The organism is Paucibacter sp. Y2R2-4 (genome assembly GCF_025717535.1).
Taxonomy (GTDB): Bacteria; Pseudomonadota; Gammaproteobacteria; order Burkholderiales; family Burkholderiaceae_C; genus Paucibacter_A.
The window spans coordinates 834,426-855,446 of the sequence record NZ_JAJIRO010000003.1; the positions used below are offsets into that span (position 1 = coordinate 834,426).

1 protein-coding gene is annotated in these 21,021 nt (G+C 61.4%); it reads left to right on the forward strand.

Annotation, left to right across the window (positions count from 1 at the left end; genetic code table 11):
• Positions 1 to 697: 697 nt before the first annotated feature.
• The gene (locus LNV06_RS15135) at positions 698 to 20,977 is read left to right on the forward strand and encodes an Ig-like domain-containing protein (RefSeq protein ID WP_263539105.1); all 20,280 of its coding nucleotides are present in this window, start codon (positions 698 to 700) and stop codon (positions 20,975 to 20,977) included.
• The last annotated feature ends 44 nt before the right edge of the window (positions 20,978 to 21,021 follow it).

Below are 21,021 nucleotides of genomic sequence, written 5' to 3' on the forward strand. Positions count from 1 at the left end.
TCCGCAAACCGTTCCGCAGTTGCGGACAGCCCCGGCCGACATTGTTCCCCCGAGAGTCACTGAGTTCAAGCTCGACCCTGTTGACGATTCGGGTACTGTTGGAGATGGCATAACTTCTATACCTAGTGTCAAGCTTGTGGGCCTCAGTGAGGCGGGAGCGACCGTCGTACTGCGCCGCGCAGGGGGCAATGTAGAGATTACGCGCACAACGGTGGAGCCCACTGGGACCTTCGCCTTTACAGGTGTTCCACTGGTCCTTGGCGACAACGCCTTTGAAATCGCCGTGAGCGACGCTTCGGGCAATCTCACCAAGCGCAGCTTGGTCCTTACCAGGGTTCCTGCTCCCGATGCCGAGGCTCCTTTATTGACTTTGGAATTGCTCAATGACACAGGTTCATCGGTAAGTGACGGTATCACTTCTGATGCCAGTTTTGTTGGCAAAGCGTCGGATAACGTCGGTGTTACTCGTTTGCTCGCCATACTGGATCCGGTAAGCGATGCGTCAACATGGACGGAGCTGACCAATCTGGTCGCCGCTGACGGTAGTTTCAAATTCAATCGGGCAATTCTGGATGGCCTCGCTGGTGGCTCGCTCACAGAGGGCATTCATACTTTGCGGGTTCAGGCATTTGACGCCGCCGGCAACAAGTCCGTGGTGCGCGAGCGAGTTTTTACCTTTGACTCCCAATCGCCTGAATTGACGGCAAGGCTTGCGGCAGACAGTGACACGGGCACCCAGGGGGACACCAACACTTCCAAGTCCATCGTTACCTTGGAAGGTACATCTGAAGCAAAGGCCTTTATCTCGCTGCGCAAGGCCGGTGCATCGGCTGATTTGGCCAGTATTGCTGCGACCGCAGCCGGTACTTTCAGCTTTGCATCCATCAGTCTCGATCTAGGCGAAAACGCCTTTGACTTCCGCGCCACCGATCTAGCGGGCAACACACGCACGCTCCGACTTGTGATCACCCGGAGTGCGCCGGGTGATGCAGAGCCTCCAAAGCTGAGTCTGTCATTGGCGAATGACACGGGTGTATCCAAGCAAGATGCAATTACCGCTGACCCGACTGTGAAGGGTGCGGCCACCGATGACGTTGGGGTTGCCAAGCTCTTTGCTGCATTGGACCCCGTCAGTGATGTCTTGAGCTGGACTGATTTGTCTAGCCTGCTGGGCCCAGACGGGAGCTTCACTGTCAGCCGAGCTGTGCTGGATACTCTCGCTGGCGGAAAACTCGCTGACGGCGCCCACGACTTGCGCATGCAAGTCTCCGATGCGGCAGGGAACACCTCCTCAGTCGCCAGGACTCGGTTCACTCTTGATACCCATAATCCGCAGCTGACCAGCTTTGGTTTGAGCGTTGCTGACGCAAGCAATGCCGCAGGTGACGAAACTTCGGCTGCAACGGTGCAGCTCAAGGGCCTGGCCGAAGCTGGTGCCACCGTGCAATTGGCCGCTCAGGGCCTTTCAGGAGTGGCGGGCTTGGGCGGTGCGTTTGTATTGCCAGGCGTTGCCCTCAAGACCGGCGCCAATCTGATTGAATTGACCGTGACCGACGCGGCTGGCAACAGCAGCAGCCTCTCTCGAACCATCACTCGCAATGCCAATACCCAGCCCGACGCGGTGCTGGCGTGGAACCAGGTGGCTCTGCGTGCTATCCAGCTTGATGTCACGGACCCGCCGGTCGCGACACGTGTGCTGGCCGCCATGAGCTTGGCTCAGTACGACGCTTTGGCGGCGATAGAAGGCACACCCGCATTCCTGGTCCAGCGCTCGGCAACAGGGGATGTGAGCGCCCAAGCGGCTGCCGCTCAAGCGGCTTACCGTGTGCTTTACGCCCTATATCCCGGCCAACGTGCCAGCTTCGATGCTGCGCTTGCGACCAGTCTGGGCGCTATCCCCGAAAGCTCGGCCAAAGCTGCTGGCATTGCCTTGGGCGAAAGCATTGCGCGAGCCATCATCGAGATCCGCGCCAATGACGGCTATCTGAACTTTGTGGCCGATGACGGTAGCACCGCCATCGGCAAGTGGCGCCCCACAGGCCCCATGTTCCTGGTAGCACAAGATCCTCAGTGGGCACAGGTCACACCGTTTGCCTTGACCTCGCCCAGTGAGTTCCGCGCGCCGCCGCCGCCGAGCCTGGATTCGGCCGAGTACGCCGCCGCGCTCAACCAAGTCAAGAGCCTGGGCAGCGCCACGGGCAGTACCCGCACTGCCGACCAAACCCAACAAGCCCACTTTTGGGCCGATGGCGCTGGCAGTTACACGCCGCCTGGCCATTGGAACCAAATCGCCGAGCAGGTGGCTTTGGCCAAGGGCAACTCCCTCAGTGCAAATGCGCGCTTGATGGCGCAGCTCAATGTGGCCCTGGCCGATGCGGCCATCGCCTGCTGGGACACCAAATACAACTTCGACCTCTGGCGCCCAGTCACCGCCATCCAGAATGCCGATCAAGACGGCAATGCCGCCACCACGCAAGACGCCAACTGGGCGCCGTTGCTCATCACGCCGCCACACCCCAGCTATGTGTCGGGTCACAGCAGCTTCAGCGCAGCCGCGGCCTCCGTGTTGGCCGCCACCTTTGGTGACAACACCGCTTTTGCCACCACCAGCGCCACCCTGCCGGGTGTCACTCGCAACTTCACCAGCTTCAGCCAGGCTGCTGATGAAGCGGGCATGAGCCGTATCTATGGGGGCATCCACACCACCTTCGACAACGAAGCAGGCAAGCAACTCGGCGCCAAGGTGGGCAAGGCCGTGCTCGACCGCTTTGCACTGACCGAAGACAAGCAGGCACCCACCATTGCCCTGGCTGACAGCCCTGCTGCCAGCAACACCAACCCCAAACTCACCGGCCAAGTGCTGGACAACCTTTCTGGCGTGGCCAGTGCTCAGGTGAGTGTGGACCAAGGCGCCTGGCAAGACCTGACCCTGGATGCCACCGGCCGCTTCAGCTTCAGCCCCAGCTTCAAGCTCGATGGCACGGCCGATGGCGTTCACGCCATCAGCATCATCGCCAAAGACGCGGCAGGCAACGTCAGCAAGGAGCTGAGCCGCAGTTTCACACTCGACACCAAGGCCCCCACGGTCAACCTGAGCAGCCTGGCCGATGGCGACAAGCTCTCCGCAAGTTCCCGCCTGACCGGCACTGCCGCCCCGAATGGCTCCACCCTGGCCAGCCTGAGCTACCAAATCGACGGCGGCACCGCCCGCACGCTCAACTTTGACGCCAGCACTGGCAAATTCGATGAGGCCCTCGTGCTGCGCGACCTCAGCGTCGGTGACCACACCCTCACCCTCACGGCGAAAGACGCCGCGGGCAATGTCACCACGCTCAGCCGCACCGTCAAGCTCGACCAACTCGCCCCCTTCACCATCACCAAGCTCACCCCAGCCGCCGGAAGCGGCGATGTGGGCGTGACCTTCCGCCCGCAAGTCTTCTTCAGCCGCGCGGTCAACCCCGCCACGCTCACCGCTGACAGCTTCTACGCCACCGGCCCCGATGGCGCAAAGGTGCCCGCCACCATCGTGCCGGCCCTGGACGGCAGCTTCGCCTGGCTGTTTTTCACCAACCCCATGCCCGGTGGCTCCAACGTCACCTTGCACCTCAAGGGCTCGTCCATCCGAGCTGCGGGTGACGGCGCCTTCTTGGATGGCGACAGCAATGGCAGCGCAGGCGGAGACTTCGCCTGGAGCTTCACCACCGTCAGCACCACCAGCGTGCTCGGCGCCAAGCTCAGTGGCAAGGTCGTGGACCCCGGCGCCGACCTGCTGCCCATGACCTTCGACGACATCCGTCGCGGGCCCGACGGCGTCATCCACACGGCCGACGACGTTTTCTTGAACCCCATCGTCCACGCCAAGGTCTTCATCGTGGGCCGGCCCGACCTGGTCACCTACACCGACGCCAACGGCAACTTTAGCTTCGACAACGTGCCGGTGGGCAACGTCAAGGTGGGCATCGACGGCAGAACGGCCACCAACACCCCGGACGGCATCTTCTGGCCCGAGATGGTGATGGATACCACGCTGCGCCCCGGCATCACCAACACGCTGATGGGCAGTATGGGCTCCACTCAGAGCCAAAACGAGAACGCGGATCGGCAGGAGGTCTACCTGCCAAGGGTGCAGACCAGCGCGTTGCAGACCGTGAGCAACACCGCCCAGACCACGATCACCGTGGACGAGAAGTCGGCGCCGGATCTGACGGATGAGCAGCGGGGTGAGCTCAAGCTCGTGGTCGCGCCAGGCTCAGCCGTGGGAGCGGACGGCAAGGTGCTTACTGACGTGAAGATCGGTGTGAACACCGTGCCGCCCGAACTCATCAAAGACATGATGCCAGCGGGCTTGACTGGCATCACGGTGGCAATGACTATTCAGGCGCCGGGGGTTGCTAGTTTCCAAACACCAGTAGAACTAAGATTTCCGAATGTTTACGGGATGGCGCCCGGAGAGAAAACTTCAATCTTTAGCTTTGATCACAACACCGGTCGTTTGGTGATTACTGGAACAGGGACGGTTTCACCGGACGGTAAGGCAGTTGTATCGGATGCGGGATCAGGAATTCTGGCCCCAGGCTGGTATGGGCCAACGCCACCAGGCTGCTCCTTGACGGTGCCGAACGATCCACCGAAGAAACCGGACCCCAAATGTGACCCCACAGGAGTTGGACTATCCCTGGCCGGACTTGCGCTCGGTGGAGCAGCCATCGGCTTGGCTAGCACAGTCAGTGCGCCGGTAGTAATTGGACTCGGTCTGGCAGGCGCAGCTTTGGGAGCATATGACGAGTATCGCCAGTGGAATGGTCAAACACCCCAAGAGCGAGGTCAAGCCCTTGCGGAGTTTGGTGCAACGAGTGTTGTTGGTACGGGCCTTGGTTTTCTGCCGGAAGACTCGCCACGAACTGTTACAACCATCACAAACACCCGTTTCGGACTCACTAGTTCCGAAGTAATTGGTCGCGGATCTAGCTTAGCAAGTAAAGCCGGTAAGGCGCTGGGTTGGCTCGGTGTGGGCCTTAGTCTCAGGGACTTATATAACCGGGCAAAGGACTGTTTAGACGAGAATGGAATTCTCGGCCGTGAGTCGCAACTTCTGATGGCAAGCGATACGTCTTTTAGCAGTCAAGGTCTTGAATCTGTTATCACGTTCCTACAGAGGCAAGAGGCCGCTGCCAATGAAATGACAGCTGCTTTGCAAAGCATTTACGGCAATAGTCTTAAAACTGTTTTGCCAGACTTTGGAAGAGACGTATTCATGACGATCTCTGGAGGAAACATTGTTTTCCTGGATATTTTTGGAGACTCCGTCAAGAGCGCGAATGGCTTGGATGCATTTTCAATTGCAATCGCAGATCTATCAAAAAACATTGACGTCACCTCCGATGTAGTTAGAGACGGCTTACTTGCCTACTCCTTGGCTTGCCAGAAAATGGCCGATGCTTACACTTCGTTGCCTGATGTGGATAACCTGCTTCGTGAAGTAGAGCGCACTTATTCGATGCTAATTCAGCACGAAACTATCGAAGCCAGCGGTTTGCCGAACTCCGACGGCAAGACAAACACCTTTTATTCGATCGTAGATGCTGCGAACAATGTGGTTCTCAGAGGGGTCGGTCGAGATGGGTCAATAGACGGAGTATTGGCCGCAAATTCAAAATTTTTTGTAAGCACTTACGATATTCAATCGAACTCTTATGGTTACGCAATAATTTCAACGGGAAGTAGCGGAGTCAATAGTTACACGATCAATGGGATGGCGAACGGGCGAATTCAACCATTCACGCCAAATGGTAGCCTTCGAGACAGTGATTTTGATGGTTTGGCAGATGCGGCAGAAGAAATAATCGGCACCTCGGCTTCCAAACAAGATTCTGATCATGATGGTATTTCTGACCTTGCGGAGATTTTGCAAGGGCTTGATCCACTTGGCGGTATAGGTATACCTACTGGTTTGGTTGGCGCCGTTGCTCTAAAGGGCAATGCGCAACAGGTGGTAGTTATTGATGGCACAAGAGTTGGTGACAAGTTGACCGCCTTGGTTGCTACAGGCACACAAGGACTGGCTGTTATTGACGTGTCTCAGTTTACAAAGCCCCAGGGGTTGGCTGAGATTGGTCTGCCCGGCAACAGCGCCGACGTCGCAGCAGATGCCAATCGCGGCCTAGCTGCAATCGCCGCCAACGACGCCGGCCTCCACATCGTCGACATTTCCACCCTTGCTTCACCGCGCCTAGTTCAAACCGTCACCTTCCCAAGCCCCGCCACCCACGTCAAAGTCCGCGACGGCATCGCCTACGTCGCCACCGGCACCAACATCGCAGCTGTCGACCTGAACACCGGCGAGCAACACGCGACGGTCGACCTCGGCGCCCTGAGTGGCAGCACCCTGCTCGACATCGCCATCGACGGCAACACGCTCTTCACGCTGGACGCGTCGAATGTCTTCCGCGCCATCGGCATCAACGGCGATGTGCTTACTCTGCTGAACTCGCTGACCCTGCCGTCTTCAGCCACCAACCTGTTCGTCGGCGGCGGCGTGGCCTATGCCGGCGCGGGCAGCGCCTTCCAGCAGGGTTTCAGCACGGTGGATGTGCGCGACCCCACCAAGATGGCTCTGCTAAGTGGGCCAGATGCGGTCAACATCGCCGGCGGGGCCTTTGCCGCCAATGGCTCGGGCCTGGGCGTGGCCGTGGGCAGCCTCAATGGCATCGGCAATGTGCTGCATGTGGTGGATGTGTCCGACCCCACCCGCACCGACCGCTTTGTCACCCAGATCAACCTGCCTGCCGCGCCGCGCGGCCTGGCCCTGGCCAATGGCCTGGCCTTCGTCGCCGACGGCACGGGCGGCCTGCAGATCGTCAACTACGCCAGCTTCGACACCAAGGGCAAGGCGCCGACGGTCAGCGTGGTGGTGGACGCCACCGATGCCGACCCGGCCACCACCGGCACGCAGGTGCTCGAAGGCCGCAGCTTCACCGTGCGGCCCGCCGTGACCGACGACGTGCAGGTGCGCAATGTAGAACTGCTGGTGAACGGCGTGGTCGTGGCCAACGACCCGTCCTTCCCCTTCGACTTCACCGCTCAGGTGCCCACTATTGCGGCAGCGGGCAACAAGCTCCGCATCCAGGTGCGCGCCACTGACACCGGCGGCAACGCCACGCTGAGCGACGCCATCGTCTACGACGTGGTGCCCGACACCTTTGCGCCGGTGCTGAAGTCCGTCAGCGTGGAGGAGGGTGCCAAACGCTTCTTCGTCCGCTCGGTGGACTTTGCTTTTGACGAGCCGCTGGACACGGCACGCCTCACCACCGCCGCCGTGCAACTGGTGCGCGCTGGTGCCGACGGCAAGTTCGGCACGGCCGACGATGTGGTCGCGCCCGTGACGCTGGACTTCCGTTCGCAAGGTCAACGCGTTTCCGTTTTGACCAGTGGCTATTTGCCCCCAGGTGACTATCAGCTCACCATTCAGGGCTCGGCCATCAGCGACAAGGCGGGCAACAAGCTGGGTGCGGACATCGTCCGCAAGTTCACCATCCGCCCGGCCAGCGATGTGCGCGCAACGGTGGGTACACCTGAAATCTTGACCGCACCGTCTGCGAACCCGATGCAACAGATCGGGATCTCGGTTCCGTTCGATCCCGCTAGTGGTCGGGCTCAATTTGGTTTGATCGATGCCAATGGCAACCGCTCGACCACCACGGTCAGCGCCACCCGTTGGGACAGCAGCAAGGGCATCGCCTATTTCACGGTGCCCACCAATGCGGTGACGGGTGACGTCACCGTCTACGGCATGGTGGATGGTATCCGTACTGACTATCCGGACGGAACCTTCCCGCTGCAGATCGTGCCAGTAGTGAGCAACGTTCAAGTGCAGTCGGTGAGTGCTGACGGGAGCAGTGCCGTGGTGGTTCTCACGGGCCGAGGGTTCGTGGAAGGCAACAACAGCGAGTACCGCTTTGGCACAGGTGCGTCCGGCGCGGTCATCACCGACGCTGGATCTAACGTCGGTCCTGACGTGCAGCAGGTCTACGATTACAGCATCGGCCAATACATCAACGGCCAGGTGGTACTCACAGTGCCGTTGTCCAACGGAGTTTTTGGACCGATCAGCGTGAAGACCGGCGGCGGCACCAGCGCCACCTTCTCGCTGAGCCTCACCAGTGTGCAGGCCACCGCCCTGTCGGGTACGCCCGCCGATGCGAACCAAGCCTCGGCCAACCCCGGCCAAGCCATCACGCTCGTGGGCACGGGCCTGACCACCGATACCGATGTGCTGCTGCGCTTCACCAACTACAGCGGCAACCTGGAACTGGTCAAGCTCAACCCCATCGCCGCTTCGGCAGATGGCAAGCAAGCCACCCTCGTGGTGCCCATCCAGGCCAACGGTGCGTTCACGCTGCAGATCTTTGGCTCTGCGAGCCAGCCGCTCCTGCAGATCGTGCCCACGCTCAAGAGCTTTGACGACAACGGCAATCTCTATGGAGCCGGCTTTGTCGAAGGCAATAGCACCTACCGCTTCCCTGGTCGTGCCGTGGTGGATACGGACATCAACGCGGGGGCCGATGTCTCTGCTTTCTATGACCCCAATGTGGGCTATTACTACGGCGGCAACGTTCGCTTCGATGCTGCCACGCTGACGCGTTATGGGCAGGGCGCCTTGAGTGTGACCACCGCCGGCGGCACGTCGGCGCCCATCACGCTCACCAGCGTGCGGCCCGGCAGTGACACGGCCGCCATTGGGCAACTCAGCGACGTGGCCGTGGCTGCCGATGGATCACTGTGGACGATCGACACGACCAACCCCGGGCACATCCTGCGCATCGACCCGGCATCGGGCCAAGTGCTGCAGACTATCACCTTGGACGGCACGAATTTTGGTGGCAGTTACACCGCCAACTATGCTGGCCTGCAAGTGCTGCCTCAGGCCATGAGCTTGGGCGGCAAGAGCGTGCCTGCCGGCAGCCTGCTGCTGTTCAATGGCAACTACAACCAGATCGTGGCCGTCAATCCGAGCACTGGCAGCGTCATTGCCAAGCTCTCTCCACCCACGAACTACACCTTCACCGCCGGCCTCTTTGACGCCACCAGCGGCCACCTGTTTGCCCTCTCGCAGAACTACAACCAACTCATCGAGCTCAACCCAACCAACGGGGCCGAGATCGCCAAGGTCAACCTGCCGATCAACATCCAGAGCTGGGCCGGCATGGCCATCGATCCGAGCACAGGCGACTTCTGGATCGGTGGCGCCAACGGCGGCAGCCAACTGGTACAGGTCAACCGCGCCGGCGTCGAGCAGCGCCGTGTGGATATCAGCCGCCAGTTCAGCAGCGGCAGCATCTCCGGCTTGGCCTTCGCGGCTGACGGCACGCTGCGTGTGTCTTCTACCTCGGGCTCGATTTTTAGCATCAGTCTGAGCAGCATGGACTACGCCACCCTGCCGGCCACGCTGACGCAAGTTAACGCCATTCAGTTGCAGGGCACCGCGGCCCAGAACGGTGTGGCCGCGGCCAACGTCGGCCAGGTGATTGAGTTGATCGGCACCAATTTCGGCGCAAACACGCAGGTGCTCTTCAATACCCGCGACAACGCTGGCAATACCGCTGTCGTGTCCATCAAGCCCAGCCTCATTGACGCCAGCGGCACCCGCTTGCAAGTCCTTGTGCCCGACCTCGCCAGCTCGGGTGACGTGCGTGTGGTCAACACCGGCATCGGTGGACGTGACCTGGGCTTTGGCAGCTCCTATACCGATGCCATCTACCGTGGCATCACCACCACCTTCACGGCCGGCAGCGACACGGCCACAATCCGCTTTGCGGACGGCGGGCTAGAGGCCCTGAACAACGAGAGCTGGGGTCTCGACAACGTCATTGTCAAGCAAGGCGCCACGGAGATCTTCCGCGACAACTTCGAGGGCGGTTCCAAGACGAATTGGAGCAATCGAAGTACCAACAAGGAGGCCCTAGCCACCTTCGGTGAGTTCTCTGGGCGCTTCAACAACGCCAGCCAGACTCTGAATCTCACGGGCCTGACTGCCGGCCAGACTTATACGCTCAGCTTCGATGCTTACATCATCGACACCTGGGACGGCAGCAACCCCAGCGTTGGGCCTGACGTGCTGCAGGTGAGCGCCGATGGCAAGACTCTCTGGCGTGAATCCTTCGCCAACGGCTACAACGACAGCCGCTCGGTGCAGACCTACGGTGCAAGCGCAAGCATCAGGCTGCAGATTGTCCCAACGCTCGCCAGCATGAACGGTGCTCCTGGCACCGACAACGCCTTCACCTTGAACGGCTCGGGCTTCATGGAAGGTGCGACCACGCTGACCGTGGGCGGTGTGAGCATTGTCGACCCCGACACCGTCACCAACATCTTCGACGTCTCGGGCAACCGCAACAACAGCTTCAACGTTGTGGCTCCGCTCACCCTGGACGGCCCGGTACGCATCACCACCGAGGGGGGCTGGGTTGAATTGCCTGGCTATGCCTACGGCGTGCAGCCGCTGTCGCAGTTCAGCAGCATCACCGTGCCCAGTAGCGGTCAGAACACAGCGCCTACCGACGCCAGCCAGCCCTGGGCGATCACGGGTCAGTTCATCACCCTTATCGGCCAAGGCTTCACGAATAACACCTTGGTGCAATTCCAGGGCATCGACGACAGCGGCAAGCTGGGCACCATCACCCGCACGGGCAGTGTGTCCAACAACGGCACCACGCTGACCATCGAAGTGCCAGCTTTGGCTCGCACGGGTGACGTCACGGTGTTGGGCAGCGGCACCAGCATCAAGCTGCAGATTGCGCCGACCCTGCGCGCCTATGGCGGCACGGTGGCAGCAGGCAACACCATCGTGTTGGAGGGAACCGGTCTGACCGTCAATGATCTGGTCATCAGCATCGACGGGCAGGGTGTGGGTAACTTCACCGTGCGCACGATCAACGACAGCAGCAATCCGAACTATCGGGATCAGCAACTCATCACGCTGACCGTGCCGGCTGGCGTCTCTGCTGGCGTCATCACGGTCTCCACCGCTGGTGGCGTCGGCACTTTGCGTGCGGGCGCTCTCTTCACGGTGCTCCCCGCGCTCACACCCACCGCGGATGGAGGCGACACGCTTTCGTCCGCGTTGAGCACTGACTTGGCACCCAACCAGAGCCTCCGGATCAATGCCAGTATTGGGTCCCAGCTCGATGTGGACCTCTATCGTGTTGAGTTGCGTGCGGCTGAGCAGATCACGCTCTCGGTCTCCAACAACAACCCGGTCTATCTGCGTCTGTTCGATGCCTCGGGCCGCGAACTGCTCAATGGCTATCGCTGGTCGGGGGATTCCGCGTCGCTGCGCTGGGTCGCTCCCACCGCTGGTACGTACTACATCGGCATCAGCGGCTACAACAACACCGCCTACAACCCCAATACCGCGAACTCTGGTGGCAATGGAAGCTACACCGGAGGCTACGCGCTAACCATTGAGCGATTGGCTGCTGGGGTTTCACATCTTTCCGGCATCACCGCCAACGCGAGCAGTGGCACGCCCACCAACGCCGGCGTGGCTTCGGCCAACACCGGTCAGACCATCACACTCAACGGCGCAGGCCTGCGTGCGGGCGAGTCCGTAGTCTTCAGTGTCATGGATGACTCCGGCAACCTCTTCGAGCAGGCCATCGCAGCGTCCAGCGTGGCAGCAGACGGCAACTCTCTCACCGTGGTCGTGCCCACCAACGCCGCCACCGGCACGGTCCGCCTTGCTCGTGACACCGTCGGCATCTTCTTGCAAATCGTGCCGACTCTCACCGATGTGACTGCCAGCAACGGCAGCATCTTCAATGGCGGAGGCTTGACACTTCAGGGCAGCGGTTTCGCTGAAGGCTCGAGCGTTGTGCTGTTCGGCTCGACCCGTGTCAATGACCTGGGTCGCGGCTATGGGCTGGATGTTTACAGTACCAACAGTACTCTTGGCCTGACGGTGCCTCCTGGCGCGCCCTCGGGCCCGATCAGCGTGCGCACCGTGGGCGGCACCAGCGCAGCCTTTGGGCTCAAGCTCACCGGCATCAGCGCTACGGCCACCAGCGGCTCAGCCGCCAATGGCGCTCATGCCTCGGCCAACCCCGGCCAGGTGCTCACGCTCAGCGGCCAGCTCTTCGACTTCAGCACCGACGTGGTCTTCGAGACCATCGACGCCAACGGCAATCGCAGTGAACTTATCGTGCGGCCGACCGTCATCCTGGCTGGCGGCACGCAGGCCCAGGTTGTGGTGCCTGCCAATGCCGTCACCGGCAATGTGCGCGTGGCCGGCGATTTCAATGGTGCAAGCTTCCCGCTGCAGATCGTGCCAGTAGTGAGCAACGTTCAAGTGCAGTCGGTGAGTGCTGACGGGAGCAGTGCCGTGGTGGTTCTCACGGGCCGAGGGTTCGTGGAAGGCAACAACAGCGAGTACCGCTTTGGCACAGGTGCGTCCGGCGCGGTCATCACCGACGCTGGATCTAACGTCGGTCCTGACGTGCAGCAGGTCTACGATTACAGCATCGGCCAATACATCAACGGCCAGGTGGTACTCACAGTGCCGTTGTCCAACGGAGTTTTTGGACCGATCAGCGTGAAGACCGGCGGCGGCACCAGCGCCACCTTCTCGCTGAGCCTCACCAGTGTGCAGGCCACCGCCCTGTCGGGTACGCCCGCCGATGCGAACCAAGCCTCGGCCAACCCCGGCCAAGCCATCACGCTCGTGGGCACGGGCCTGACCACCGATACCGATGTGCTGCTGCGCTTCACCAACTACAGCGGCAACCTGGAACTGGTCAAGCTCAACCCCATCGCCGCTTCGGCAGATGGCAAGCAAGCCACCCTCGTGGTGCCCATCCAGGCCAACGGTGCGTTCACGCTGCAGATCTTTGGCTCTGCGAGCCAGCCGCTCCTGCAGATCGTGCCCACGCTCAAGAGCTTTGACGACAACGGCAATCTCTATGGAGCCGGCTTTGTCGAAGGCAATAGCACCTACCGCTTCCCTGGTCGTGCCGTGGTGGATACGGACATCAACGCGGGGGCCGATGTCTCTGCTTTCTATGACCCCAATGTGGGCTATTACTACGGCGGCAACGTTCGCTTCGATGCTGCCACGCTGACGCGTTATGGGCAGGGCGCCTTGAGTGTGACCACCGCCGGCGGCACGTCGGCGCCCATCACGCTCACCAGCGTGCGGCCCGGCAGTGACACGGCCGCCATTGGGCAACTCAGCGACGTGGCCGTGGCTGCCGATGGATCACTGTGGACGATCGACACGACCAACCCCGGGCACATCCTGCGCATCGACCCGGCATCGGGCCAAGTGCTGCAGACTATCACCTTGGACGGCACGAATTTTGGTGGCAGTTACACCGCCAACTATGCTGGCCTGCAAGTGCTGCCTCAGGCCATGAGCTTGGGCGGCAAGAGCGTGCCTGCCGGCAGCCTGCTGCTGTTCAATGGCAACTACAACCAGATCGTGGCCGTCAATCCGAGCACTGGCAGCGTCATTGCCAAGCTCTCTCCACCCACGAACTACACCTTCACCGCCGGCCTCTTTGACGCCACCAGCGGCCACCTGTTTGCCCTCTCGCAGAACTACAACCAACTCATCGAGCTCAACCCAACCAACGGGGCCGAGATCGCCAAGGTCAACCTGCCGATCAACATCCAGAGCTGGGCCGGCATGGCCATCGATCCGAGCACAGGCGACTTCTGGATCGGTGGCGCCAACGGCGGCAGCCAACTGGTACAGGTCAACCGCGCCGGCGTCGAGCAGCGCCGTGTGGATATCAGCCGCCAGTTCAGCAGCGGCAGCATCTCCGGCTTGGCCTTCGCGGCTGACGGCACGCTGCGTGTGTCTTCTACCTCGGGCTCGATTTTTAGCATCAGTCTGAGCAGCATGGACTACGCCACCCTGCCGGCCACGCTGACGCAAGTTAACGCCATTCAGTTGCAGGGCACCGCGGCCCAGAACGGTGTGGCCGCGGCCAACGTCGGCCAGGTGATTGAGTTGATCGGCACCAATTTCGGCGCAAACACGCAGGTGCTCTTCAATACCCGCGACAACGCTGGCAATACCGCTGTCGTGTCCATCAAGCCCAGCCTCATTGACGCCAGCGGCACCCGCTTGCAAGTCCTTGTGCCCGACCTCGCCAGCTCGGGTGACGTGCGTGTGGTCAACACCGGCATCGGTGGACGTGACCTGGGCTTTGGCAGCTCCTATACCGATGCCATCTACCGTGGCATCACCACCACCTTCACGGCCGGCAGCGACACGGCCACAATCCGCTTTGCGGACGGCGGGCTAGAGGCCCTGAACAACGAGAGCTGGGGTCTCGACAACGTCATTGTCAAGCAAGGCGCCACGGAGATCTTCCGCGACAACTTCGAGGGCGGTTCCAAGACGAATTGGAGCAATCGAAGTACCAACAAGGAGGCCCTAGCCACCTTCGGTGAGTTCTCTGGGCGCTTCAACAACGCCAGCCAGACTCTGAATCTCACGGGCCTGACTGCCGGCCAGACTTATACGCTCAGCTTCGATGCTTACATCATCGACACCTGGGACGGCAGCAACCCCAGCGTTGGGCCTGACGTGCTGCAGGTGAGCGCCGATGGCAAGACTCTCTGGCGTGAATCCTTCGCCAACGGCTACAACGACAGCCGCTCGGTGCAGACCTACGGTGCAAGCGCAAGCATCAGGCTGCAGATTGTCCCAACGCTCGCCAGCATGAACGGTGCTCCTGGCACCGACAACGCCTTCACCTTGAACGGCTCGGGCTTCATGGAAGGTGCGACCACGCTGACCGTGGGCGGTGTGAGCATTGTCGACCCCGACACCGTCACCAACATCTTCGACGTCTCGGGCAACCGCAACAACAGCTTCAACGTTGTGGCTCCGCTCACCCTGGACGGCCCGGTACGCATCACCACCGAGGGGGGCTGGGTTGAATTGCCTGGCTATGCCTACGGCGTGCAGCCGCTGTCGCAGTTCAGCAGCATCACCGTGCCCAGTAGCGGTCAGAACACAGCGCCTACCGACGCCAGCCAGCCCTGGGCGATCACGGGTCAGTTCATCACCCTTATCGGCCAAGGCTTCACGAATAACACCTTGGTGCAATTCCAGGGCATCGACGACAGCGGCAAGCTGGGCACCATCACCCGCACGGGCAGTGTGTCCAACAACGGCACCACGCTGACCATCGAAGTGCCAGCTTTGGCTCGCACGGGTGACGTCACGGTGTTGGGCAGCGGCACCAGCATCAAGCTGCAGATTGCGCCGACCCTGCGCGCCTATGGCGGCACGGTGGCAGCAGGCAACACCATCGTGTTGGAGGGAACCGGTCTGACCGTCAATGATCTGGTCATCAGCATCGACGGGCAGGGTGTGGGTAACTTCACCGTGCGCACGATCAACGACAGCAGCAATCCGAACTATCGGGATCAGCAACTCATCACGCTGACCGTGCCGGCTGGCGTCTCTGCTGGCGTCATCACGGTCTCCACCGCTGGTGGCGTCGGCACTTTGCGTGCGGGCGCTCTCTTCACGGTGCTCCCCGCGCTCACACCCACCGCGGATGGAGGCGACACGCTTTCGTCCGCGTTGAGCACTGACTTGGCACCCAACCAGAGCCTCCGGATCAATGCCAGTATTGGGTCCCAGCTCGATGTGGACCTCTATCGTGTTGAGTTGCGTGCGGCTGAGCAGATCACGCTCTCGGTCTCCAACAACAACCCGGTCTATCTGCGTCTGTTCGATGCCTCGGGCCGCGAACTGCTCAATGGCTATCGCTGGTCGGGGGATTCCGCGTCGCTGCGCTGGGTCGCTCCCACCGCTGGTACGTACTACATCGGCATCAGCGGCTACAACAACACCGCCTACAACCCCAATACCGCGAACTCTGGTGGCAATGGAAGCTACACCGGAGGCTACGCGCTAACCATTGAGCGATTGGCTGCTGGGGTTTCACATCTTTCCGGCATCACCGCCAACGCGAGCAGTGGCACGCCCACCAACGCCGGCGTGGCTTCGGCCAACACCGGTCAGACCATCACACTCAACGGCGCAGGCCTGCGTGCGGGCGAGTCCGTAGTCTTCAGTGTCATGGATGACTCCGGCAACCTCTTCGAGCAGGCCATCGCAGCGTCCAGCGTGGCAGCAGACGGCAACTCTCTCACCGTGGTCGTGCCCACCAACGCCGCCACCGGCACGGTCCGCCTTGCTCGTGACACCGTCGGCATCTTCTTGCAAATCGTGCCGACTCTCACCGATGTGACTGCCAGCAACGGCAGCATCTTCAATGGCGGAGGCTTGACACTTCAGGGCAGCGGTTTCGCTGAAGGCTCGAGCGTTGTGCTGTTCGGCTCGACCCGTGTCAATGACCTGGGTCGCGGCTATGGGCTGGATGTTTACAGTACCAACAGTACTCTTGGCCTGACGGTGCCTCCTGGCGCGCCCTCGGGCCCGATCAGCGTGCGCACCGTGGGCGGCACCAGCGCAGCCTTTGGGCTCAAGCTCACCGGCATCAGCGCTACGGCCACCAGCGGCTCAGCCGCCAATGGCGCTCATGCCTCGGCCAACCCCGGCCAGGTGCTCACGCTCAGCGGCCAGCTCTTCGACTTCAGCACCGACGTGGTCTTCGAGACCATCGACGCCAACGGCAATCGCAGTGAACTTATCGTGCGGCCGACCGTCATCCTGGCTGGCGGCACGCAGGCCCAGGTTGTGGTGCCTGCCAATGCCGTCACCGGCAATGTGCGCGTGGCCGGCGATTTCAATGGTGCAAGCTTCCCGCTGCAGATCGTGCCAGTAGTGAGCAACGTTCAAGTGCAGTCGGTGAGTGCTGACGGGAGCAGTGCCGTGGTGGTTCTCACGGGCCGAGGGTTCGTGGAAGGCAACAACAGCGAGTACCGCTTTGGCACAGGTGCGTCCGGCGCGGTCATCACCGACGCTGGATCTAACGTCGGTCCTGACGTGCAGCAGGTCTACGATTACAGCATCGGCCAATACATCAACGGCCAGGTGGTACTCACAGTGCCGTTGTCCAACGGAGTTTTTGGACCGATCAGCGTGAAGACCGGCGGCGGCACCAGCGCCACCTTCTCGCTGAGCCTCACCAGTGTGCAGGCCACCGCCCTGTCGGGTACGCCCGCCGATGCGAACCAAGCCTCGGCCAACCCCGGCCAAGCCATCACGCTCGTGGGCACGGGCCTGACCACCGATACCGATGTGCTGCTGCGCTTCACCAACTACAGCGGCAACCTGGAACTGGTCAAGCTCAACCCCATCGCCGCTTCGGCAGATGGCAAGCAAGCCACCCTCGTGGTGCCCATCCAGGCCAACGGTGCGTTCACGCTGCAGATCTTTGGCTCTGCGAGCCAGCCGCTCCTGCAGATCGTGCCCACGCTCAAGAGCTTTGACGACAACGGCAATCTCTATGGAGCCGGCTTTGTCGAAGGCAATAGCACCTACCGCTTCCCTGGTCGTGCCGTGGTGGATACGGACATCAACGCGGGGGCCGATGTCTCTGCTTTCTATGACCCCAATGTGGGCTATTACTACGGCGGCAACGTTCGCTTCGATGCTGCCACGCTGACGCGTTATGGGCAGGGCGCCTTGAGTGTGACCACCGCCGGCGGCACGTCGGCGCCCATCACGCTCACCAGCGTGCGGCCCGGCAGTGACACGGCCGCCATTGGGCAACTCAGCGACGTGGCCGTGGCTGCCGATGGATCACTGTGGACGATCGACACGACCAACCCCGGGCACATCCTGCGCATCGACCCGGCATCGGGCCAAGTGCTGCAGACTATCACCTTGGACGGCACGAATTTTGGTGGCAGTTACACCGCCAACTATGCTGGCCTGCAAGTGCTGCCTCAGGCCATGAGCTTGGGCGGCAAGAGCGTGCCTGCCGGCAGCCTGCTGCTGTTCAATGGCAACTACAACCAGATCGTGGCCGTCAATCCGAGCACTGGCAGCGTCATTGCCAAGCTCTCTCCACCCACGAACTACACCTTCACCGCCGGCCTCTTTGACGCCACCAGCGGCCACCTGTTTGCCCTCTCGCAGAACTACAACCAACTCATCGAGCTCAACCCAACCAACGGGGCCGAGATCGCCAAGGTCAACCTGCCGATCAACATCCAGAGCTGGGCCGGCATGGCCATCGATCCGAGCACAGGCGACTTCTGGATCGGTGGCGCCAACGGCGGCAGCCAACTGGTACAGGTCAACCGCGCCGGCGTCGAGCAGCGCCGTGTGGATATCAGCCGCCAGTTCAGCAGCGGCAGCATCTCCGGCTTGGCCTTCGCGGCTGACGGCACGCTGCGTGTGTCTTCTACCTCGGGCTCGATTTTTAGCATCAGTCTGAGCAGCATGGACTACGCCACCCTGCCGGCCACGCTGACGCAAGTTAACGCCATTCAGTTGCAGGGCACCGCGGCCCAGAACGGTGTGGCCGCGGCCAACGTCGGCCAGGTGATTGAGTTGATCGGCACCAATTTCGGCGCAAACACGCAGGTGCTCTTCAATACCCGCGACAACGCTGGCAATACCGCTGTCGTGTCCATCAAGCCCAGCCTCATTGACGCCAGCGGCACCCGCTTGCAAGTCCTTGTGCCCGACCTCGCCAGCTCGGGTGACGTGCGTGTGGTCAACACCGGCATCGGTGGACGTGACCTGGGCTTTGGCAGCTCCTATACCGATGCCATCTACCGTGGCATCACCACCACCTTCACGGCCGGCAGCGACACGGCCACAATCCGCTTTGCGGACGGCGGGCTAGAGGCCCTGAACAACGAGAGCTGGGGTCTCGACAACGTCATTGTCAAGCAAGGCGCCACGGAGATCTTCCGCGACAACTTCGAGGGCGGTTCCAAGACGAATTGGAGCAATCGAAGTACCAACAAGGAGGCCCTAGCCACCTTCGGTGAGTTCTCTGGGCGCTTCAACAACGCCAGCCAGACTCTGAATCTCACGGGCCTGACTGCCGGCCAGACTTATACGCTCAGCTTCGATGCTTACATCATCGACACCTGGGACGGCAGCAACCCCAGCGTTGGGCCTGACGTGCTGCAGGTGAGCGCCGATGGCAAGACTCTCTGGCGTGAATCCTTCGCCAACGGCTACAACGACAGCCGCTCGGTGCAGACCTACGGTGCAAGCGCAAGCATCAGGCTGCAGATTGTCCCAACGCTCGCCAGCATGAACGGTGCTCCTGGCACCGACAACGCCTTCACCTTGAACGGCTCGGGCTTCATGGAAGGTGCGACCACGCTGACCGTGGGCGGTGTGAGCATTGTCGACCCCGACACCGTCACCAACATCTTCGACGTCTCGGGCAACCGCAACAACAGCTTCAACGTTGTGGCTCCGCTCACCCTGGACGGCCCGGTACGCATCACCACCGAGGGGGGCTGGGTTGAATTGCCTGGCTATGCCTACGGCGTGCAGCCGCTGTCGCAGTTCAGCAGCATCACCGTGCCCAGTAGCGGTCAGAACACAGCGCCTACCGACGCCAGCCAGCCCTGGGCGATCACGGGTCAGTTCATCACCCTTATCGGCCAAGGCTTCACGAATAACACCTTGGTGCAATTCCAGGGCATCGACGACAGCGGCAAGCTGGGCACCATCACCCGCACGGGCAGTGTGTCCAACAACGGCACCACGCTGACCATCGAAGTGCCAGCTTTGGCTCGCACGGGTGACGTCACGGTGTTGGGCAGCGGCACCAGCATCAAGCTGCAGATTGCGCCGACCCTGCGCGCCTATGGCGGCACGGTGGCAGCAGGCAACACCATCGTGTTGGAGGGAACCGGTCTGACCGTCAATGATCTGGTCATCAGCATCGACGGGCAGGGTGTGGGTAACTTCACCGTGCGCACGATCAACGACAGCAGCAATCCGAACTATCGGGATCAGCAACTCATCACGCTGACCGTGCCGGCTGGCGTCTCTGCTGGCGTCATCACGGTCTCCACCGCTGGTGGCGTCGGCACTTTGCGTGCGGGCGCTCTCTTCACGGTGCTCCCCGCGCTCACACCCACCGCGGATGGAGGCGACACGCTTTCGTCCGCGTTGAGCACTGACTTGGCACCCAACCAGAGCCTCCGGATCAATGCCAGTATTGGGTCCCAGCTCGATGTGGACCTCTATCGTGTTGAGTTGCGTGCGGCTGAGCAGATCACGCTCTCGGTCTCCAACAACAACCCGGTCTATCTGCGTCTGTTCGATGCCTCGGGCCGCGAACTGCTCAATGGCTATCGCTGGTCGGGGGATTCCGCGTCGCTGCGCTGGGTCGCTCCCACCGCTGGTACGTACTACATCGGCATCAGCGGCTACAACAACACCGCCTACAACCCCAATACCGCGAACTCTGGTGGCAATGGAAGCTACACCGGAGGCTACGCGCTAACCATTGAGCGATTGGCTGCTGGGGTTTCACATCTTTCCGGCATCACCGCCAACGCGAGCAGTGGCACGCCCACCAACGCCGGCGTGGCTTCGGCCAACACCGGTCAGACCATCACACTCAACGGCGCAGGCCTGCGTGCGGGCGAGTCCGTAGTCTTCAGTGTCATGGATGACTCCGGCAACCTCTTCGAGCAGGCCATCGCAGCGTCCAGCGTGGCAGCAGACGGCAACTCTCTCACCGTGGTCGTGCCCACCAACGCCGCCACCGGCACGGTCCGCCTTGCTCGTGACACCGTCGGCATCTTCTTGCAAATCGTGCCGACTCTCACCAGTGCTACAGCGCCGAATGGGAATGCGCTCACCCTTACGGGTACGGGTTACTCCGAGGGAGTAACCAGCATTCTTTTGCCCGATTTTCAAATACTCGACATCAGCAGGGCTTATGGTGTAGACGTTTACTCGAGCAACACGGGGATCAGCTTAACAACGCCACTTGGCGCGTCGCGCAAGACCATTCAGGTCCGGACTGTGGGAGGTGTTAGTCAACTACTGACGACTACGCTTCCTTGAAAACGGAGTTGTTCAATAGATCGCAATACTGTTGCTAAGTATTG